Origin of the sequence: Sulfitobacter sp. 1A13679, from assembly GCF_043557115.1 — a bacterium.
GTDB lineage: Bacteria > Pseudomonadota > Alphaproteobacteria > Rhodobacterales > Rhodobacteraceae > Sulfitobacter > Sulfitobacter faviae.
Window position 1 is genome coordinate 1 of the sequence record NZ_JBIFFO010000025.1, and the last position, 20159, is coordinate 20159.

Consider the following 20159-nt stretch of genomic DNA (forward strand, 5'->3'; position numbering starts at 1 on the left):
TACAGAAGACCGCACTCGATCACTCGCCAATAGGGTCAAAAAATTCTTGCACTACGGGCGGCAACCACAGAAGGCCCGAGAGCACCGTGCCCCCGATGAAGAAGACAAAGCCAAAGACGCCCGCCGCCCCGACCGATTGCCACAGGTGAATGGGTCTGCGGCTGTGGACGAGGAAGGTCTGCATATAGCCTTTGATCCAGCGCGACCGTTGGCGCACCCAGTTCGGGATCGAGACGTTGGCCTCTTCAAAGGTCGTGGAATCGATGACGCCCACGCGGTAGCCCTTCTGCGTCAGACGAATGCCCAGATCGGCGTCCTCGGTCACGTTGAAGGGATCCCATGCGTTCAACTCGCGCAGCACGTCCATGCGGAAGTGGTTCGAAGTGCCGCCCAGCGGGATCGGCACGCCCAAACGCTCCAACCCCGGCAGCATCAGGTCGAACCACAGCGAATAGTCCAGCGTGAACATCCGTGTCAGCCAGTTCTCCCGCGCGTTGTAATAGTTCAAACGGCATTGGATGCAGGCGGTATTGGGCGCGGATTGGTTGAAGGCAGCGATGACCTTTTTCAACTGATCCGGTTCGGGCTTATCCTCGGCGTCGAAGATCACGAGGAAATCACCCTGCGCATAGCGCAGCGCAAAGTTGCAGGCCTTGGGTTTGGTCTGCGGGTGGGAGGCCGGGACGCGGATGATCTCGAACACGCCTTCGAGGTCGAGCTTGCGCGCAGCGTCGATGGTCTCGTGGTCGCCCTCTTCCAGCACGATCTTGATGTCGAGCTTGGCCAGCGGATAGTCGAGGTTGCGCAGCGCTTGGGCAAGGATCGGCAGCACCTCGGGCTCGCGGAACATCGGCACCAGCACGGTATAGATCGGCAGGTCTTCGTCGCGCAGCAGCGATGCCTCGGCCGCGATGGCCCGCGATGAAGTCTCTTGTGCAGCACCGCCGAGCCAGACCAGCAGCGCTTTGAACAGGAAGTTGCCGGTGTAGAACACCGTCAGCAGGACGTTCAGCACGATCAGCGTGACCACGGGGGCAAAAGCTAGCCCCAGCAGCAGGGCCGAGATCATGAGGTAAATCACCAAAATCTGCGGCGGGGTCACGACGTTCTGCGCCGACATATCGGGGTCAAGCTCGGCCAGCGCAAAGACCGCCTCATGCGAATGTTTCTCGCGGAAGGCGCGTTGCAACTGCCATGACACATCGAAATGCGAGGCCACGACGATGGTCACGCCAGAACCATAAACCTCACGGATATGCAGCAGCGTGCGCGGGCCGGGGCGCGAGGTGGCGACCGTCAGCGTGCCATCCTCTGCCCGGCCAATCGGCACCGTCATAAATTGGTTCATCACCACCGGATCATACTGGCGGATCAGATCGTCATCGGCACGGTCCTCGATTAGATCGACCAGCGTCAGCCCGTGGTAAAAGGCGATCTCGCGGTAGAGGGTCTGCGTGGTCAGCCAGCGCCGCGACAGAAGAACCTTGACCAGCGAGACATTCCACTCCTCAGCCAGATCCTCTGCCGCGTCGAGCTGTTCCGCCGTCAGCGCGCCACGGTCAAGCAGCAGCGAACCAATGGCTTCGCTTTCGGCATCCAACGGCACGGTGGCTTACGTCTCGTCTTTGCCGCGACGGGCGCGGTAGACGCGCTGGAACACGATCAGCACAAGCAGCGTCACCAGCACCCAGATGGCCCCCACGATCCAGGGGCGGTATTTGGCCAGCATCTGTGCAAGGCTGGTGCGGTCGGGGTAGACGACATCAACGAGCGGGCTGCGGTCGGTGGCGGTGGCAAGGATCACCCCCTCCTGCCCGATCAGCGCGAGATCGCCGCGGTCCAGCATCATGGGGCGTTCGGGCGTCAGCTCTGGTGCAGGGCCATTGCCAGGACGCAGCCACAGGCCACGGGTGTCGCCCCGGGTGACGATCTGCACCACGCCAAGCCGCGACAGGTCTTCGCCCGAATAGATCAGGTTGTCTTGACGGTCGCGCACCTCGATCCGGCCCTGATCGAAGGTGATCAGTGGCTCTGCATCGCCGGGGTTCTGGTCAGAGATCACAAAGAAAGGCTCATCCCCCTCAAGCGCCTCGACAGAGGCGCGCGGCAGGATGGAGGCGCGGTCCGGGATCACGCTGCCCGCGACACCTGCAAGCCACGGCAGGGTCTGCGCGAAATCAAGCGAAAGCGCGGGGTCGAGCACGACCTGAACGCCATCGGCGAATTCCTGTCGCAGGGTAAAGAAATCCTGACCCTGTGGCGCGGCATCCGAAAGCAGCAAGGCGCTACCGGGCAGGATTTGCGCCGGATAGCCCTGCGGTTTGAACCGGCACTCGCCGCCCGAAGGCTGGCGCTGGATCGACACCCGCAGCAGGTTGTCCCGGCCCAGCAGGCCGCTCGGGACCGAAAAGGTCAACTGCTCTGGACGGCCACTGTCAAGCGGGCGGTTGCCCAGCAGTGTGTCATTCAGAAAGACCGAAGCCGTCGCCCCCCGCCCTTCGGGGTCAAGCGCTGCGGCGACATGCAGGTTCACGCCAGACACGCCCTTGCCCGCCGGAAGGTCGGAGGATTGGAACGGCACGAAGAAGTCTTCGGTCGAAACCACGGGACGCGGGGTGAGGTCGCCCTCCAGCGCCGACAGCGGCAAACGGTCGTCAAAGCGGGCCGGTCCCCCGGCCACATCGACCACGGTCGCGCCTTCGTTCGACAGGGGCGACCATTCCGAGACCAGTTGCCACAGGCCCACCTGCGGATCGCTGCCGCGCAGGTTCAAGACGGGCAGCCCGGCTTCATTGTCCACGGCCATCTCGCTCGCCACGCCGGAGGTGGATACGTCCAGTTCGATGACCCCTTCGGACCATGCACCCGATGTGCTGACCCCGTCACCGCCAAAGGTCAGCCGCCCGGCCTCAGCGTCAAACAGCGCTGCGGCGCGGGTCGCAGCCGCCAAGGCCGCAAGGGAGTCGTTGCCCCCGATGGCCAGACGCGTGTCCGCAGGGCGCAGCCCGGCGAATGCCGCCGATGTGTCAATCTCAGACGGGTCCAATTGCAAGGTCACGGAAGAAGCCGCCGTGATCTCAAGAAAATCGCCCGAAGCGCGTTCGTCTACGCAGACCCGATCGCTGAAAGCCCCGGAATAGGACAGGCCCACGGCGATAAACCCGCCCGACACGTCCTCGGGGCTAAGCGGCACCGGAACGCTCAGGCGCCCTGCCCCATCGGGCAGCGCCTGCGAGGTTACCGGACGGCCCGCGACCGAGACCTGCAAATAGCGATCCACCTCGGTGGTGGCGGCATGTTCAAGCTCAAGCTGCAAGCTGCCCGAACTCAGCGCATCCGGGTTGGGCAGCGGGATATAGATCGTCGCATTGCCCGACAGCTGCCGGAAGGACAGACCATTTTGAAAGCCAAGCTCTGCCAGATTGAAGGTCCGCGCGATCAACCCCTCTTGGACCTGTTCTGCGGGGACGCTCACCGCGCCCTCACCCGTGGTTGTTTGGCCGTGAACTTGAAACGGCAGCAGAGCCGCCAACAAACCGATTGCGGGATACTTCATGAATAGGCTTTCTTAAATTTCTTCAGTGACACTGCGGGCATCGGCCAGAGCCGTTTCAATTATACGAATGTCATCGGTCGACAAGGGCGCGGAGGTTTCATCGGCATCTTCGGCCACGCGCAACCCCTTGCGCAGGCGATCTTCGATCTCGGCATATTCCAGCATCGCGGCATTGCCAGCCAGATCGTGCAGCATGCGGTGGACCTTGCGCGCCTTGGTCTCGCGCGGGTCAGCGCCATCCGTCTCGCGCAGCGCATCGGCCACGGCCTGCAACCGCTCCGGCATCCCTTCGATAAAGCGCTTTCGCGTCGCGGCGACGCGTTGTTCATATGTCTCGGTAGGTGCCACAGATCGTCCTTCGTACCCGCCCGCAAAGAAGCCCAGATAGCTCGTTTAGATTATTGTTCGAAACCTGTCAGAATTATGGCGCAATGGGCGATTTCTAAGTTTTTAAGCGTGAATGCCCAAAATTTGAGCCGTTGAATTTAGGCACTCGCCGCGCTGCCCGGCGAATGCGCAGCCCGCCTCACTAGCCGGCGCCCTCAGACCAAATGGAAGACGGGCGCGACATGCCGCGCCCGCCTTCTCCTATCAGCTTTCCAGCGCCGCAAGAATCGCATCGCCGGTGATCGGCAGATGACGCACCCGCGCCCCGGTGGCGTTGAAGATCGCATTGGCAATCGCCGGGGCGATGACCGTGGTCCCCGGCTCTCCGAGACCCACGGGCACTTCCGTGCTCTCGACGAAAGCGACCTCAATCTGAGGCACATCGACCATCCGCAGCGGCGTGTAAGACCCAAGGTTCAGGTCGACGACATTGCCGTCTTCGATCCGCGTGCCCTCATGCAGAGCCATGGACAGACCCCAAAGCGCCGCGCCCTCGCATTGCGCGCGCGCGCCGTCGGGGTCGACCACAGTGCCGCAATCGAAGGCCAGCCACATCTTCTCGACCGCGACCTCCCCAGTTTCGGCATCCACCGCCAGTTTGACGGCGGCGGCGGTCCAAGTCGGCATGGTGCGAGATTGGCCAGAGGTGGTGGCGATCCCGATTGCCGTGCCCTCGGGCAACTCTGTCTGCCCATAGCCTGACATCTCGGCCACGCGCTGCAAAACAGCCGCTTGCCGCGATGCCCCGCCCACCGCATTGGGGGCGGAACCTGCGTTGAGACCCTCGGCCTCCAGGTGATCCAGGCGGAACTGCAACGGATCGGCGCCGACTTTATGCGCCGCCTCATCCATGAAGCTTTCCACGGCGAAGTTGGTCCAGCCCGGCCCGACCGAGCGCAGCCAACCGGGGCGGAAGGTTGCATTGGCCAGATCGTTCGAGATCGCCCGCACGCGATGCGCTCCGACAGAATACCAGTGATCCGCGCCGTCGATGGCAAAGGGGTCATAGGGTTCTTCGTTGACGCCCTTGGGCATGAAGCCCGGTGCCATCACCTGCGTCGGCCAACCGGCGGCGGCGTGATGCTCCATCCCGGTGATGGCTTTGCCCTCATCAAAAGCCATGCGCAGCTTTTGCACCGAAGGCGAGCGGATGCTGTCGAACTGGGCGTCTTCCTCGCGGGAGAAGACCAGTTTCACCGGCTTACCCACGGCCTTGGAGGCCAGCGCGGCGGGCACAATGTAATCGCCGTTCAGACGCCGGCCAAAGCCACCGCCCAGCATATAGCTGCGCATCACGATCTTGTCGGCGGGCACCTCCAGCGCGGCGGCCAGCGTCGGCAGGATCAATGATTGCCACTGGTTGCCTGCATGGGTCTCCCAAACGCCATCGGCGTTTTGGAAGACGGTCGCGTTGACCGGCTCCATCTGGAAGTGCAGCACGGATTGCGTGGTGTATTCGGCCTCTAGCGTCTCGGCGGCGGCATCGAAGGCGGCGCCGGTCTCGGGCTGCTCGGTATGCAGGATCGAACCTGCATCACTGTCGATCAATTCGCGTGAGCGGGCTTGGATATCGTCTTCGGAGACATCCGCCGTCTCGCCCGCCGTCCAATCGACGCTGATCTCATAGGTGGCCATCCGCGCGGCGTGGAGCGTTTTGCCCAGCACCACGACCCAGCCCGGCACGGTGCCCGACGGATCATCCAGCACCACGGTCTCAAGATAGCCTTTGACCTCTTTCGCGGCGCTGTCATCGACTGAATTGACCTTGGAGCCATAGCGCGTCGGCGGCAGCATCGGCACGCCGTAGACCATGCCGTCGACCTTGGCATCCAGACCATAGATCGCCTGCCCCGTGGTTTTCGTGTCCAGATCAAGCGGATGCACGTCCTGCCCCACGAGCCGCAGATCGGCATGGGGTTTCAGCGGCAGGGCCGCCAGCTCGTCTTCGGTAAAGCTGCGGTCAAGGCCTTCGGCCACCAGATCGCCGTAGCTGATGCTCTGCGTGCCATCGGTCACGGCCCCGTCGCGCGCGGTCAGACCGGCGGGATCGACGCCCCATTTGGCCGCCGCCGCTTCGATCAGCGCGGTACGCCCGGCAGCACCCGCCTGACGGTAGACCGGCCAGCTTTGCCAGATCGACCAGCTGCCGCCGGTGACCATCAGGCCCCATTTCTCAGCCGTGTCGACATGGGTGATATGCACATTTTCCCAAGCGACTTCCAACTCATCGGCCAGAATGCGGGCGATGGCGGTGCCGACGTGCTGGCCCATCTCGGCGCGGATGATGTTGACGTTGACCTGACCTTCGGCGTCGATCCAGTACCACATCGACGGCTCAAAGGGCTGACCATTGGGCGCGATCGGCGTGCTATCGGGCACGGCAGGGTTCATCGCGGCATTCGACGCTTGCGGGAAGCCAAAGGCAACGCCAGCGGCCGTCATCGACACCAGAAACCCGCGGCGGGTCATCTGCGGTTGCGCGTCGGAGCCTTTCAGGCGGGACATCAGATTAGCCATTGTCGGTCTCTCCCATTGCGGTGGCGGCGTCGCGCACGGCTTGGCGGATACGGGGATAGGTCATGCAACGGCAAAGGTTGCCGGTCATCACCGCGTCGATGTCTTCGTCACTGGGGTTGGGCGTGTCTTTCAACAAAGACGCCGCCTGCATGATCTGGCCCGACTGGCAGTAGCCGCATTGCGGCACGCGCAGATTGCGCCATGCTTCTTGAACCGGGTGCTTGCCCTCTTCGTCCAGCCCTTCGATCGTGGTGACCGACAGGCCCTCTACGTCCCCCAGATAGGTGATGCAAGACCGTGTCGCGGTGCCGTCGATATGCACGGTACAAGCGCCGCAGGCCCCGATGCCGCAGCCGAATTTCGTGCCGGTAAGACCGATTTCATCGCGGATCGCCCACAGTAGGGGCATATCCGGGTCTGCATCGACAGAAATCGGCCGCCCGTTCAATTCGAATTTTATCATGAAGTGGTGTCCCTTGGGGTATGCTTTGCCTGAGGGGAGCGCGCGTATAGCTGCCCTGATTTGAGGAGCTGTACATAGGTCCAATGGCTGGGGATGACAGCGCAAGACTGCCCTGATCACGCGATTGTCAGAAAGCTCGCGCGCCGCGCGGTCAGACGTGCTGGCCGCCGTTCACCTCGATCTCGGTCCCCGAGACATAGGAGCTTTCCGCGCTGCACAGGAAATAGATCGCCCGCGCGACCTCATCGGGCTGACCAAGACGACGTAGCGGAATGGTCTGCACAATTTTATCGGTGCCTTCGCTGAGGATTGCCGTGTCCACCTCGCCCGGTGCAATGGCGTTGACCCTAACGCCAAGCGGGCCGAAATCATGAGCCATCTCGCGCGTCAGTGCGGCGAGCGCCGCCTTTGAGGTCGCATAGGCAGCCCCGGCAAAGGGATGCACCCGCGACCCGGCGATGGAGGTGACATTCACCACTGACCCGCGCCCGGCGGAAAGCTCATCCTGAAGCCCGCGCGCCAGCACCACGGAGGCGAAGAAATTCACATGAAACACCTCGCCCCATGTCCGCAGATCGGTGTCGAGCGTGCTGAGCCGCGCGCCATCCTCGCCCTTGGGCGAGACGCCCGCGTTGTTCACCAGAGCATGCAAAGGGTTGCCGCCCAACAGCCTTTTGACCTGCGCGACCGCCTCTATCGTCTGGTTCGGGTCACTCAGATCGACCTGCACATGGTCCTGCGCCCCACCGGGCCAAGGGCATTCGGGCGAGAACGCCTGCCGCGAACAGCCGATCACCCGCCAGCCCTTGTCGGCGAAAGCCTTGGCCGTGGCATGGCCAATGCCCCGGCTGGCACCGGTCAGTAGCAGCGTCTTTTGGTCGTTTTCCGCAGGTTTCATCGTCTGATCCATCTTGGGCGCAGCGGCTGAGGTAGCGCCCTAATCGGCCGCCGCCAGCGCGCGTTCATAGTCCTGCCCCGGAATAGCGTCGAGCAGGCTGCGCGTATAGGCGGTATCGGGGTCGTGCAGCACTTTGCTGACCGGCCCCGCCTCAACGATCTGGCCCTTTTGCATCACGATGATCCGGTCGCAAATCCGCGCCGCGACGCGCAGGTCGTGGGTGATGAAGAGCATCGACAGATGCAGCCGGGTTTTCAACTCGGCCAGCAAGTCGAGCACCTGCGCCTGAATGGAGACGTCGAGGGCCGAGACGGCCTCATCCGCGATGATGATCGACGGGTCCAGCGCCAATGCGCGGGCGATGCCGATCCGCTGCCGTTGCCCGCCCGAGAACTCATGCGGGAAACGTTTCATCGCGCTTTCGTCCAGCCCGACCAGTTCCAGCAACTCGCGCGCCTTGGCCTTGGCCTCCTTATCCGGGGTGCCATAGGCAATCAGCCCTTCGGTCAGGATGCGGGACACGCGGGCGCGGGGGTTGAGCGAGGAAAACGGGTCTTGAAAGATCATCTGCAACTTGCGCCGCTGCGCCCGCAGTTCTGGCCCCGACATCTCCGCGATGTCGACACCGTCCATCAGGACGCGCCCCCCGTCAGGGTCAAGCAGCCGCACCAAACAGCGTCCGACGGTGGATTTGCCCGAGCCGGACTCCCCCACAATGCCGATGGTTTCGCCTGCAAAGAGCTCGAAACTCACGTCCTGCACGGCCTTCACCACCCGACGCTTACCGAAAAGCGTACCAGAGCCGGTGGAGAAGGTCTTTTGCAAGCCTTCAACCTTCAAAAGCGGGCTACGTTCGACTTCTGCCGCGGCTTCGGTCTTGGTCAGCCGGGGGATCGCGTCGATGAGGGCGCGGGTATAGGGGTGTTGGGGCTTCAGCAGCACCTCTTGGGCCGGGCCAGCCTCGACGATCTCCCCCTTTTTCATGACGATCACCCGGTCGGCGATATCGGCCACCACGCCAAAGTCATGGGTGATGAAGATCACCGCCATACCGCGTTTGCGCCGCAGGTCTTCGATCAGCTTGAGGATCTGCGCCTGCGTGGTCACATCAAGCGCGGTGGTCGGCTCATCCGCGATCAGGATGTCAGGCTCCAGCGCCAAGGCCATCGCGATCATCACCCGCTGCCGCTGCCCGCCCGAAAGCTGGAAGGGATAGGCCCGGATCGCCGCTTCGGGGTCGGGAATGCCGACCTCCTCCAACAGCTTGAGCGCGCGCGCGCGGCGTTCGGCCCCGGTGAGCGCGCCGTGGGCCTCGAACACCTCGGCGATTTGCGCGCCGATCCGCATCAGCGGGTTTAGTGCGCTCAGGGGCTCCTGAAAGATCATCGAAATGCGGCTGCCGCGCAATTTCAACATCTCTTTCTCAGACAGCCCAAGGATCGACTGCCCGTCAAAGGTGATGCTGCCCTTGTCGGGCAGAACCCCCTGCGGCAACAGCCCCATCACCGCATTGGCCGACATGGATTTGCCCGACCCGCTTTCGCCCACGATGCAAAGGATCTCCCCCGGGGCGAGGTCAAAGTTGATGTCCTTAGCGGCATAGAGCCGATCCGCCCCCATGGGCAGAGCGATAGACAGGTCACGGATGCTAAGCAGGGTCATTCGGATTTCCTCGTCAATCGCGGGTTCAGCGCGTCGTTCAGACCTTCGCCAATCAAGTTCAGCGCCAGCACGGTCAAAAGGATCGCCATGCCGGGTAGGAAGGACAGCCACCATGCGGTGCGGATCACGGTGCGCGCAGCCCCGATCATATAGCCCCAAGACATGATGTTCGGATCGCCCAGCCCCAGAAAGGACAGCGAGCTTTCCAGCAGGATCGCCTGCGCCACCATGAGCGAGGCCAGCACGATGATTGGCGGCAGCGCATTGGGCAGGATGTGGCGGGTGATGATCTGAAGGTTGCCGAGGCCCGACAGGCTCGCCGCCTCGACGAACTCACGGGTTCTGAGCGACAGCACCTCGCCCCGTACCAGACGCGCGACCGGGGGCCATGACACGATGGAAATCGCGATGATCACAAAGGTCAGGCTGGGCTGAAAGATCGCCAGAAGCACGATCGCCAAGGCAAAGCTCGGGATGGTCTGAAAGAACTCGGTAAAGCGCATGAGCGCGTCGTCGATCCGGCCTGCGAAATACCCCGCTGCGGCTCCCACCGGCACGCCGATGGCCAGCGCCACGATGGTCGAGACCAGCCCGACCAGCAGGCTCACATAAGCGCCATGGGCAAGCCCCGCCATGACATCGCGGCCAAGGGCATCGGTGCCCAGAAGCAGCCCGTCTTGGGTGAAGGGCGGCAGGAAGGGGCGTTGCACCATTTTCCACGGGCTTTGCGGAAAGAGGATGGGCGCAAGGATGGCGGCGGCTATGACGAAGGTCAGGATGACCAAGCCGATCACCGCGCCACGGTTATAGCTGAAACGTTTCCAAAAACTCATCATGTCGTCAGCCTTATCCGCGGATCAACAATGACATAGATGACATCCGTGATCAGGTTGAACAGCAGCACCATGGCCGCCGAAATGTAAAAGACCCCGAGGATCACGTTGTAATCCCGCTGGTTGATCGCCTCGAACATCAGCCGCCCGATGCCGGGCCATGCAAAGACGGTCTCGGTCAGGATGGCCCCGCCAAAGATTTGCCCGGCCTGAAGCCCGGCCAGCGTGATCACCGGCAAGAGCGCATTGCGCAGGATGTGCCGCCGCTGGATCACGCCGCGGTTCAGCCCCTTGGCGCGGGCGGTTTTCACGAAATCCAGCCGCGAGACTTCGAGCATCGAGGCCCGCGTCATGCGCATGTAGATCGCCGTGAAGAACAGCCCCAGCGTCGAAGCCGGCAAGATCAAATGTTTCGCCACATCCAACACATGGGCGAGGCCCGTATAACCCGCGCCGATGGTGGAATAGCCAAAGCCCGGCAACCATTCGAGCCAGACCGAGAACACCAGCGTCGCCATCAGCGCCACCCAAAAGAGCGGGGTTGCATAGAACAGCAGCGCGAAGGTCGAAATGATCGTGTCACCCCACCGCCCCTGCCGGGCAGAGGCCGCAACACCGGCGGTCACGCCCAGCACCAGCGACAGCACGAAGGCCACGCCGGTCAGCAAAAGCGTCGCGGGCAGGCGGTCGCCGATCATCTCGGCCACTGGCATCTGCTGGCGGAAGGAATAGCCAAGGTCGAGCTGCACCGCGCCTTTGATGTAAATCCACAACTGCATGTAGAGCGGCTGGTCCAAGCCGAAACGCGCCCGCAGGTCTGCAAGAAATTTCTCGTCCGCCGCCCCGGCTTCGCCCGCCATGACCGCCGCAGGGTCACCCGGTGCCGCATGGATCAGCAGGAAATTGAAGACAAGGATCGCCAGCAGGATAAACACTGCCTTGACTAACCTGCCCAATATGAAACGTATCACGCTATCCGCCCCGTGTTGTTCTGTTAGATGCCCGAGCCGCCGTGGCGGCTTGGGCCATGAGCGTTGTCGCTCTTGTTACTTATCGAGCCATACGTCGCGGAAACCGTCGTTCACGCCGAAGGCGGTGTTGACCGGGTTCTTCACGTCGCAGCGGTAGATGGTGGGGAAGCCCAGTTCCAAAAGCCAGATGTTCGGCACATCCTCGACGATCGCGTCTTGGATCTCCTTATAGGCGGCCTTGCGCTCTTCCGGGCTGGCCATCAGGGCCGCTTCGGCAAAGAGCTTGTCGGTCTCGGGGTTTTGGTAGTTCGCCACGTTGTTCCAAGGCGAACCGGGGGCGGCATTGTCGCCCATATAGGTCCGCGAAACGCCAAGCGCCGGATCGCCGTATTGGTAGAGATAAGTAAAGGCGAGGTCGAAGTCGCGGTCGGCAACCTTCTGGTTCCAGCCCGCCACATCCGAGGGCACGATCTCGGACTTCATGCCGATCTCGCTCAGGTTCTGTTTGACCGCCTCGGCCCAGCGCTGCCAAGTCTCACCGTAAGGCAGGCCCAAGATGCGGATGGTCTCGCCGTCATAGCTGCTCTCTTCCAGCAGGGCTTTGGCCTTTTCCGGATCATAGGAGATATCCGGCGTGTCGCCGTCATAGAAACGCGTAGAGGAGGACAGCGGCCCGGTCGAAACTTTGCCCAGACCGTTCCACAGCGCGTCCTTGGCGAACTCGCGGTCGACGCCATGCATAATCGCCTTGCGCACCTTCACATCGTCGAGCGGTTTGTTGTCGTTGTTCACCCACATCCAAGACAGCGGGCCGAAGTATTCCCAGCCCTTGTCGGTGATGCAGGTGTTTTCCATTGCCTGAATGCGCGCCACGTCGAAATTCTCGACTGAGCCGCCGGGCAGCACGTCGACCTTGCCGGTCTCATAGGCCACGGCGCGGGAGGCCGCATCGGGGATCACATGGTAATAGACTTCGTCAACGTAGGGTTTCCCCTCCATATAGTAGTCTTCGTTCTTCACCAGATGGATGAAGCTGCCCTTTTCCCATTTGTCGAACTTGAAGGGGCCGGTGCCGATGGGCGTATTGTTCGCCTCGTTATTGGCGAAATCCGTGCCTTCATAGATGTGCTTTGGGATCATCGGCGCGGTGCCGGGCTCAAAAATACCGATGAAGGGGCCGAAGGGCTGTTTGAGGTTGAAGACCACCGTGTGATCGTCGGGCGTCTCGATGCTTTCGACATGTTCCATATAGGTGCGCATCCGCGAGTGGCTCTCGCGCAGGAACTTGTCCATGGAGAATTCGACATCCTCCGAGGTGAAGGGCTCACCGTCATGGAACACCACGCCCTCGCGCAGCTTGAAGGTATAGGTCTTGCCGTCTTCGGAAATCTCCCATGATTCAGCCAACTGCCCTTCGGGCTGGAGGTCGAAATCATAGCGCAGCAGGCTTTCGTAGATATCGCCGCCGACCATCTGTGTCGGGCCGTTCTGCACAAGGCCGATCATCAGGCTGGGCGGCTCGGGCTGGATCACGACGTTAAGCGTGCCGCCGGACTTCGGCTCACCATCCTGCGCGGCCAAAGGCCCGGCCATCGCCAGCGCCAGAACGGCTGCGGTTAATTTAGTGGTTTTTAGCATGTAAATCCCCATTGGTTTTGCTGAAACTCGCCCAAGGGCAGCGTCCGATCTGACGTCGGCTTTTTGCAGTCGCTTGGGTGGTCGCCGCGCGATAGGCGGCGTCTTGGTGGCTCATTCACTTGTGGTGAATGATTGGATGTATCTTATGATCCCCTCCTTTGCGTCATCGATGTCTGCGCGCATTTCCGCAGCCGCGGCCGCGGGATCGCGATTCTCACAGGCTGCAATAATTGCCTGATGATGTCGAACCAGCCCCATCTGCTCTTGCGCATAGTACCCGGCGATTAGCGGCCCCATGCGGAGCCATAGCCCGCTGAGGATGGCCAGCAGGATCGGCATCTCTGCCGCCTCGACCAGCGCGAAATGGAACTCTTGATTATACTTCACCGCCTGCGGCCAGCGCCCGGCCACCGCTGCGGCCTCGTTCCGTTCCACGATCTTTTTCAGGCGGCGGATTTCCTTGGGGCCGACCATCTCAGCGGCGCGACCGGCGGCAAAGCCCTCCAGCTCGCGCCGGATGCTCGCAATTTCAAGATACTGCGCCTCTGTCAGCACCGGCACGCGCACATCGCGCACGCTGCGCTGGACCAAAGCCTCATCCCGCAAGAGCCGCTGCACCGCGTCGCGCACAGGGGTCGAACTGGTGCCCAACCGCTCTGCCAAGCCGCGAATGGTGACCTTTTCATTCGGGCGAAGCCTGCCTTCCACCAAGTCCTGACAGACCCGATCATAGATCGCATCGCCCAATGAAACTTGATTGATCTCGGCCATCGCGCCCTCATCCTTACTGGCCGACTTGCTGCCAGTTTTGATGCATGATGCATCATTTCTATTGAGCCTGCAAATTAAAACTGCAATGCTCCGCCGCAACGACATCAGACCACAGGGAATGTGATGAAAGTCTTTTTCGACGAACGCCAGCTTGGCCATGCGCCGACACATTACTTTCGGCGCGGCGCGGCGATGCCGCATCAAGAACAGCCACAACGTGCTGAAATTCTACGCGATATGTTAATCGGCGAAGGGTTTGAGATCACCAAACCCCAAGACCACGGGCTTGCACCCATTAAAGCCGTACATAACCCTGACTACGTCGATTTCCTGCCCGATGCCCATGCCCGTTTCGTCGAAAGCGCGGGGCCGGATGCGCTGGCCATCCCCACCATGCACCCCGGCGTGCGGCGCGGGAAAGAGCCCAAGGACATTCACGGTCAATTGGGCTGGTGGATGACTGACACCTCGACCCCGCTGACCGAAGGGTCATGGGACGCGGCCTATTGGTCCGCCCAAACCGCCATTGAGACGGCCCAAACGGTGGCGACGGGTGCCCGCGCGGCCTATGCGCTCTGCCGTCCGCCCGGCCACCACGCGATGCGCGATTGCTCGAACGGGTTTTGCTTTTTCAACAACGCCTGTATCGCGGCAGAGCACCTGACCCAGACCTACAAGAAGGTCGCGCTGATCGACATCGACGTGCACACCGGCAATGGCTCGCTCGACATCCTCTATGAACGCGGCGACATCTTCTTTTGCTCGCTGCATCCCGATCCGGCCACCTACCCCACCTTCTACCTTGGCCATGCCGATGAGACGGGCGAAGGCGACGGGGCGGGCAAATCGCTAAACCTGCTGCTGGAGCAGGGCGCGAGCCAAGATGAGGTGCTGGCCCTACTCGACAAAGGCATCGCCGCGATCCGCGATTTCGGAGCCGAGGCGCTGGTCGTCTCGCTGGGCTTTGACATGGCCGCCGACGATCCGCTGGCCGCCGTGAAGGTCTATCCCGACGGCTTTGCCGAAATGGCGCGGCGCTTGGCGGCGCTGAACCTTCCCACCGCATTGATCCAAGAGGGCGGCTACCTTGGCCCCTCCCTTGCCGATAACGCAAAATCATTTCTCACGACATTCCGCGAGGCCACAGCATGAGCAAGACCCCTAAAGAAATGAATGGCGCGGAGAGCGTTGTGCGCAGCCTGCATGCGGGCGGGGTGGAGGTCTGTTTCGCCAATCCCGGCACCTCCGAGATGCAATTCGTCGACGCGCTGGACCGCACCAAACTGATGCGCTGTGTCCTGGGCCTGTTCGAGGGGGTGGTGACCGGCGCCGCCGATGGCTATGCGCGCATGGCGGGCAAACCGGCGGTGACCTTGCTGCACCTTGCCCCCGGTTTCGCCAATGCCGCCGCCAACCTGCACAACGCCCGCAAGGCGCGGGTGCCCATGGTCAACCTTGTGGGCGATCACGCGCTGCGGCATCAGAAATACGACGCGCCTCTGTCGGCGGATGTCGAAGGCGCCTGTGCGCCCTTCAGCGATTGGGTACGTTCGGGCCGTGACGCGGGCAGCTTTGCCGCCGATGCGATGACCGCCCTCGCGGTCGCCCAAGGCAAGCCGGGCAAGGTCGCCACGCTGATCGCACCCGCCGACATCGGCTGGGACGCGGGCGGCCAGATGGCCGAGGTCGTGCCCCCCGCAGCCCCTGCCCCGCTGGACGAAGCCGCGCTTGATGCCGCGGTCAAAGCCTTGGAAAGCGGTGAGAAGACCGTGCTTCTGGTCGGCAGCGGTGTGCTGGAAAACCAAGAGGCGATGGCCTTGCTGCATGGTATAGCGGAAAAGACCGGGGCCGATATCCTCGCCCCGACTTCGAACCGCCGGTTGGAGCGCGGACAGGGGCGGTTTGCCGTCAACAAAATCCCCTATCCGATCAACGCGGCGCTCGAATGCCTTGCCCCCTACCGCCGCGCCATCCTGATCGAAACGCCGCCGCCGGTCGCCTTTTTCGCCTACCCCGAAAAGCCGAGCCTGCTGTTGCCGGTCGATTGCCATAACGTGACGCTCGCCCCCGTCGATGCGGATGGCGCCACCGCATTGGCCGCGCTGGCGGACCGCATCGGTGCGAAACCCGCCACCCCGCGCGACCACGCACGGCCCGCGGCACCACAGGCGGGAGGCATCAGCCTGCAAAACCTCGGCGCGGCCTTGGCCAATGCGCTGCCCGAAGACGCAATCGTGGTGGATGAGGCCGTCTCTTCCGGCGGGGCCACTTTCCCGGCGGGCGACAGTGCCGCGCCGAACACTTGGCTCGCGCTGACCGGAGGGTCGATCGGCATTGGCATCCCCCTTTCCGCCGGGGCCGCCATCGCCTGCCCCGACCGCCCGGTGATCACGCTGCAAGCCGATGGCTCGGCCATGTACACCATTCAGGCGCTCTGGACCCAAGCGCGTGAGAACTCCAACGTCACCACCATCATTCTAGCTAACCAATCCTACGAGATCCTCAAGGGCGAGCTGCACAACGTCGGCGCGCAGCCCGGCCCCGATGCGCTGAGCATGCTGAACCTCGACCGCCCGCAACTGGATTTCGTGGCCATGGCCAAGGGCATGGGCGTGCCCGGCAAACGGGTCGAAGACATCGCCGACTTGATGCGCACCATCGAAGAGGCCGCGAAAGAGCCCGGTCCCTTCCTCATCGAAGCGATGCTGTAACCCCGAAAGGACACGCCATGCCCCTTGATCCTGACCTCAAGTCTCGCATCCTTCAGGCTGTCGAAGACGGATTTGCCGAACAGGTGAGCTTTACCCAAAAGCTCGTGCAAATGCCCTCCTTGCGCGGCCATGAACATGCGATCCAAGACCTGTTGTTTCGCAGCCTGCAAAGCCGTGGCTACGCGATGGACCGCTTCAAGATGGACCGCGCTGCGATCGAGGCGCATCCCGGCGGGTCGAAATACTCCGACGATCATTCCGACGCGCCCATCGTCGTGGGCATCCACCGCCCGCGCGATGAGCGGGGCCGCTCGCTGATTCTGCAATCGCATCTCGACGTGGTGCCCGAAGGCTTGCACGACATGTGGGACGATCCGCCCTATTCGGCCAAGATCGACGGCGATTGGATGTATGGCCGGGGCGCGGGCGATATGAAGGCAGGCGCGGCTGCGAATATCTTTGCGCTCGACGCGCTGCGCCGCATCGGGCTGCAACCGGCGGCGACCGTCTATGTGCAATCCGTGGTCGAGGAGGAATCCACCGGCAACGGCGCTTTGCAGACTTTTCTGCAAGGCTACACCGCCGATGCGGTCTTCATCCCCGAACCCGAAGAGGAAATGCTGGTCCGCGCCAACACCGGCGTCATCTGGTTTCAGGTGCAGTTGCGCGGCGTGCCGGTCCATGTGCGCGAAATGGGCGAAGGGGCCAATGCCATTGATGCCGCCACCCGCGTCATCACCGCCCTGCGCGAGATGGAGGAGGATTGGAACGCGGAAAAGGGCCAGCATCCGCATTTCGAAGACGAAGCCCATCCGATCAACCTTAACATCGGCAAGATCGAAGGCGGCGATTGGGCGTCATCGGTGCCGTCATGGTGCAACATCGATTGCCGCGTTTCCATCTACCCGGGCCGCAGCGCCGAGGATGCCGCGCGGGAGATCACGGAGCGGGTCAAGGCCTTCGCCCAAAGCGACAACTTCCTGTCGAACAACCCGCCCCAGGTGGTCTTCAACGGTTTCCACGCCGAAGGCTATGTGCTGGAGCCGGGCAGCGAGGCCGAAGCCGTCTTGGAACGCGCCCATGAAGAGGCCATCGGCGCGCCGCTGCAGTCCTTCATGACGGCGGGCTACCTCGATACGCGGGTCTATGCGCTGTACAACAAGATCCCCGCGCTCTGCTACGGGCCGAAATCGCGCAACATTCACGGGATCAACGAATCCGTCAGCCTCAGTTCGGTCAAGAAGATCACCCAAGCCATGGCGCTTTTCATCGCCGAATGGTGCGGGACCGAAGGCACCGCCCCATGACCGAGGCCGGGATCACGCCCCATGGCGGCCTGCCCCCCTTCCTCAGCGGTGTGCTGGCCGAAGAGGCCGGGGCCCAGACCGACCTGCTGGCACAAGACCCGCCTGCCGTTGACGCGGCCCGCGCGGCAGAGGTCGCGCTGCGTTTCTATGGTATCTCGGGAGAGATCGAACCGCTTGCCGCCGAGAAAGACGCGAACTTCCTGATCACCCTGACCACGGGCGAAAAGGCCCTGCTAAAGATCACCAACGCCGCCGAAGACCGTGCGGTAACCGACATGCAGACCGCGGCACTGATGCATTTGGCTGCCGCCGATCCCGAACTGCCCGTGCAACGCATCTGCGCCAGCCTGAACGGCAAAGCTGCCGAGGTCGCCACCGCCGCCGATGGGCAGCCCCATGTCGTCCGCCTGATGTCCTTCCTCGGCGGCACGGTGCTCAGCAATGCGACCCCGCAGCCCGGCCTCTACCACGCCTTGGGCGATTTTCACGCGCGGGTCACCCTTGGGCTGCGCGGCTTCTTTCACCCTGCGGGCGGGCATTTTTTGCAGTGGGACATCAAACAAGCGAGCCACCTGCGCCCCCTCTTGGCAGATGTGCAGGACGCCGCGCTGCGCCAGCAGTTGCAGCATAGGCTTGACCAGTTCGACGCGGAAACCGCCCCTCGATTGCCGCATCTGCGGGCACAGATCGTGCATAATGACTTCAACCCCCATAACATTCTGGTCGACGCGCCACAGGCGCAGTACCCCGTCGGGCTGATCGACTTCGGCGATATGGTGCATACGCCGCTGGCCTGCGATCTGGCGGTGGCCTGCTCCTATCAACTCGGCCAAGGCGCGGATCCGCTGGGCGCCATTTGCGAGATGGTCGCGGGCTTCGCCGCACGGCTGCCGCTGGAGGCCGAAGAGGTCGCGCTTCTGCCCAGTCTGATCCGCCTGCGCCATGCCACCACTTTGGCAATCGGCGCCTCCCGCGCGCGGCGCTATCCTGAGAATGCCCCCTATATCCTGCGCAACGCCGCCGCATCGCAACGCGGGCTGGCCGCGCTCGACCAAGTGGGCGACGCCGCCGCGATCAAAGCCCTGCATCATGCTGCGGGAACGGAGTGACCGATGACCATGATCAACGCCTATGACAGCGCCCAGGCCGAGGCCCTCAGCCCCGCAGACCGCGCCCTGATCGACCGCCGCGCCAAGGCGCTTGGCCCCGCCTACCGGCTGTTCTACGACCAGCCGCTGCATATCACGCGCAGCGAGGGTGTCTGGCTTTATGATAAGGACGGGCGCAGATATCTCGATGCTTATAACAACGTCGCATCGGTTGGCCATTGCCACCCCCGCGTGGTCGAGGCGATCACCCAGCAGTTGGGCGTGCTGAACACCCACACCCGCTATCTGCATGAAAACGTTGTCACCTACGCCGAACGGCTGCTCGCCACGATGCCCGAGGCGCTTGGTCATGTCATGTTCACCTGCACCGGGTCCGAGGCGAATGACATCGCCCTGCGCATCGCCCGCAGCTATACCCGACGCGAGGGCGTCATCGTGACCCGTCTTGCCTATCACGGGCTGACCGAAGCGGTGGCCGAACTCTCCCCCTCTCTGGGCGAATTCACCCCGCGCAGCCCGCGCATCCGGCTGATCGACGCGCCCGACACGCTGCGCATCCCCGAGGCGCAACAGGGTGCCAAACTCGCCGCCGATCTGGCCCAAGCGATTGCCGAGATGCGCGCCGATGGGATCGAGCCTGCGGCCTTCATCGTCGATACGATCTTTTCCAGTGACGGGCTGCATCCCGATCCGGCGGGGTTCCTGCAACCGGCGGTCGATCTGATCCGCGCCGAGGGGGGGCTTTTCATCGCCGACGAAGTGCAACCTGGCTTTGCCCGCACCGGCGATGCCTTCTGGGGGTTCCAGCGCCACGGGCTGGTGCCTGACATGGTAACGATGGGCAAGCCGATGGGCAATGGCTTCCCCCTTTCCGGCACCGCGATGCGGCCAGAGCTGGTGCAAGAATTTGGCGAAAAGGCGCGGTATTTCAACACCTTTGGCGGCAACCCCGTGGCCGCCGCCGCAGGCATGGCGGTGCTCGACGTGATCGCGGATGAGGGATTGCAGGACAATGCCACAGCCGTCGGCGGTTTCCTCAAGAGAGGCTTGCAAGACATCGCCACCCGCTACCCCGAGATCGGCCATGTGCGCGGCGCGGGGCTGTTTCTGGCGGTCGAATGCGTCACCGCGCGCGAGACCAACGCCCCCGATGCCGCCCGCGCCAAATTTGTGGTCAACCATCTGCGCCAGAATGGCGTCTTGATCAGCGCCACCGGGCCGGGGGCCAACGTGCTGAAAATCCGCCCCCCGCTTGTCTTGCAGCAGGCCGAGGCCACGCTGTTTCTAGAGGCGACCGAAGCCGCCTTCGCCGCCGCGCGGGCCGAGGGGGTTTAAC

General features: G+C 63.0%; 16 protein-coding genes. 5 read left to right on the forward strand and 11 right to left on the reverse strand.

The window, feature by feature from the left end:
- Positions 1–19: 19 nt before the first annotated feature.
- The 11 genes from ACGYLA_RS16750 to ACGYLA_RS16800 all read right to left on the reverse strand — a co-directional run bounded on the left by ACGYLA_RS16750 (position 20) and on the right by ACGYLA_RS16800 (position 13855).
- Positions 20–1606, reverse strand: a complete 1587-nt coding sequence (locus ACGYLA_RS16750) for a glycosyltransferase family 2 protein (RefSeq protein ID WP_394433945.1) — start codon at positions 1604–1606, stop codon at positions 20–22.
- 6 nt (positions 1607–1612) lie between these two features.
- Positions 1613–3556, reverse strand: coding sequence for a cellulose biosynthesis cyclic di-GMP-binding regulatory protein BcsB (locus ACGYLA_RS16755; protein ID WP_394433947.1), 1944 nt, complete (start codon positions 3554–3556; stop codon positions 1613–1615).
- Positions 3557–3568: 12 nt separating this feature from the next.
- The gene (locus tag ACGYLA_RS16760) at positions 3569–3904 is read right to left on the reverse strand and encodes an Hpt domain-containing protein (RefSeq protein WP_394433949.1); all 336 of its coding nucleotides are present in this window, start codon (positions 3902–3904) and stop codon (positions 3569–3571) included.
- A 243-nt stretch (positions 3905–4147) separates the two neighbouring features.
- Positions 4148–6448, reverse strand: coding sequence for a molybdopterin cofactor-binding domain-containing protein (locus ACGYLA_RS16765; RefSeq protein WP_394433951.1), 2301 nt, complete (start codon positions 6446–6448; stop codon positions 4148–4150).
- A 4-nt stretch (positions 6449–6452) separates the two neighbouring features.
- Complete coding sequence (locus tag ACGYLA_RS16770; RefSeq protein ID WP_394433953.1) at positions 6453–6923, reverse strand: (2Fe-2S)-binding protein; 471 nt, start codon at positions 6921–6923, stop codon at positions 6453–6455.
- A gap of 151 nt (positions 6924–7074) precedes the next feature.
- Positions 7075–7821 (reverse strand): SDR family NAD(P)-dependent oxidoreductase, encoded by a 747-nt coding sequence (locus ACGYLA_RS16775; RefSeq protein ID WP_394433955.1) that lies wholly within the window; start codon positions 7819–7821, stop codon positions 7075–7077.
- A gap of 39 nt (positions 7822–7860) precedes the next feature.
- Positions 7861–9483 carry an ABC transporter ATP-binding protein gene (locus tag ACGYLA_RS16780; RefSeq protein ID WP_394433957.1) on the reverse strand — a complete coding sequence of 541 codons (1623 nt, stop codon included), beginning with the start codon at positions 9481–9483 and terminating at the stop codon, positions 7861–7863.
- Complete coding sequence (locus ACGYLA_RS16785) at positions 9480–10319, reverse strand: ABC transporter permease (protein WP_271689235.1); 840 nt, start codon at positions 10317–10319, stop codon at positions 9480–9482. Before ACGYLA_RS16785 ends, ACGYLA_RS16780 begins: the two co-directional genes overlap by 4 nt.
- A complete protein-coding gene (locus ACGYLA_RS16790) occupies positions 10316–11287 on the reverse strand; it encodes an ABC transporter permease (protein ID WP_271689234.1) in 972 nt (323 codons plus the stop codon). The genes ACGYLA_RS16785 and ACGYLA_RS16790 overlap by 4 nt, the downstream gene beginning before the upstream one ends.
- A 75-nt stretch (positions 11288–11362) precedes the next feature.
- Positions 11363–12937 carry an ABC transporter substrate-binding protein gene (locus ACGYLA_RS16795; RefSeq protein ID WP_394433959.1) on the reverse strand — a complete coding sequence of 525 codons (1575 nt, stop codon included), beginning with the start codon at positions 12935–12937 and terminating at the stop codon, positions 11363–11365.
- 99 nt (positions 12938–13036) lie between these two features.
- Positions 13037–13855, reverse strand: a complete 819-nt coding sequence (locus tag ACGYLA_RS16800; protein ID WP_394433961.1) for a GntR family transcriptional regulator — start codon at positions 13853–13855, stop codon at positions 13037–13039.
- Here ACGYLA_RS16800 and ACGYLA_RS16805 point away from each other — a divergent pair.
- Genes ACGYLA_RS16805 through ACGYLA_RS16825 form a run of 5 tightly spaced genes read left to right on the forward strand, consistent with a single transcriptional unit; the run spans position 13820 to position 20158 of the window.
- The gene (locus tag ACGYLA_RS16805; RefSeq protein WP_394433963.1) at positions 13820–14848 is read left to right on the forward strand and encodes a histone deacetylase family protein; all 1029 of its coding nucleotides are present in this window, start codon (positions 13820–13822) and stop codon (positions 14846–14848) included. The genes ACGYLA_RS16800 and ACGYLA_RS16805 overlap by 36 nt on opposite strands.
- Positions 14845–16407: an acetolactate synthase large subunit gene (locus ACGYLA_RS16810; RefSeq protein WP_394433965.1), complete on the forward strand. Its 1563-nt coding sequence runs from the start codon at positions 14845–14847 to the stop codon at positions 16405–16407. Before ACGYLA_RS16805 ends, ACGYLA_RS16810 begins: the two co-directional genes overlap by 4 nt.
- A gap of 17 nt (positions 16408–16424) precedes the next feature.
- The gene (locus ACGYLA_RS16815) at positions 16425–17714 is read left to right on the forward strand and encodes an ArgE/DapE family deacylase (protein ID WP_394433967.1); all 1290 of its coding nucleotides are present in this window, start codon (positions 16425–16427) and stop codon (positions 17712–17714) included.
- Positions 17711–18823, forward strand: a complete 1113-nt coding sequence (locus tag ACGYLA_RS16820; RefSeq protein WP_394433969.1) for a phosphotransferase — start codon at positions 17711–17713, stop codon at positions 18821–18823. The genes ACGYLA_RS16815 and ACGYLA_RS16820 overlap by 4 nt, the downstream gene beginning before the upstream one ends.
- A gap of 3 nt (positions 18824–18826) precedes the next feature.
- Complete coding sequence (locus tag ACGYLA_RS16825; RefSeq protein ID WP_394433971.1) at positions 18827–20158, forward strand: aspartate aminotransferase family protein; 1332 nt, start codon at positions 18827–18829, stop codon at positions 20156–20158.
- Position 20159: the final 1 nt, after the last annotated feature.

Coding starts and splice junctions, on each gene's coding strand:
- ACGYLA_RS16755 (WP_394433947.1), bottom strand. CDS start 3,556: ATGAAGTATCCCGCAATCGGTTTGTTGGCGGCTCTGCTGCCGTTTCAA.
- ACGYLA_RS16765 (WP_394433951.1), bottom strand. CDS start 6,448: ATGTCCCGCCTGAAAGGCTCCGACGCGCAACCGCAGATGACCCGCCGC.
- ACGYLA_RS16770 (WP_394433953.1), bottom strand. CDS start 6,923: ATGATAAAATTCGAATTGAACGGGCGGCCGATTTCTGTCGATGCAGAC.
- ACGYLA_RS16775 (WP_394433955.1), bottom strand. CDS start 7,821: ATGAAACCTGCGGAAAACGACCAAAAGACGCTGCTACTGACCGGTGCC.
- ACGYLA_RS16780 (WP_394433957.1), bottom strand. CDS start 9,483: ATGACCCTGCTTAGCATCCGTGACCTGTCTATCGCTCTGCCCATGGGG.
- ACGYLA_RS16785 (WP_271689235.1), bottom strand. CDS start 10,319: ATGATGAGTTTTTGGAAACGTTTCAGCTATAACCGTGGCGCGGTGATC.
- ACGYLA_RS16795 (WP_394433959.1), bottom strand. CDS start 12,937: ATGGGGATTTACATGCTAAAAACCACTAAATTAACCGCAGCCGTTCTG.
- ACGYLA_RS16805 (WP_394433963.1), top strand. CDS start 13,820: ATGAAAGTCTTTTTCGACGAACGCCAGCTTGGCCATGCGCCGACACAT.
- ACGYLA_RS16800 (WP_394433961.1), bottom strand. CDS start 13,855: ATGGCCAAGCTGGCGTTCGTCGAAAAAGACTTTCATCACATTCCCTGT.
- ACGYLA_RS16810 (WP_394433965.1), top strand. CDS start 14,845: ATGAGCAAGACCCCTAAAGAAATGAATGGCGCGGAGAGCGTTGTGCGC.
- ACGYLA_RS16815 (WP_394433967.1), top strand. CDS start 16,425: ATGCCCCTTGATCCTGACCTCAAGTCTCGCATCCTTCAGGCTGTCGAA.
- ACGYLA_RS16820 (WP_394433969.1), top strand. CDS start 17,711: ATGACCGAGGCCGGGATCACGCCCCATGGCGGCCTGCCCCCCTTCCTC.
- ACGYLA_RS16825 (WP_394433971.1), top strand. CDS start 18,827: ATGACCATGATCAACGCCTATGACAGCGCCCAGGCCGAGGCCCTCAGC.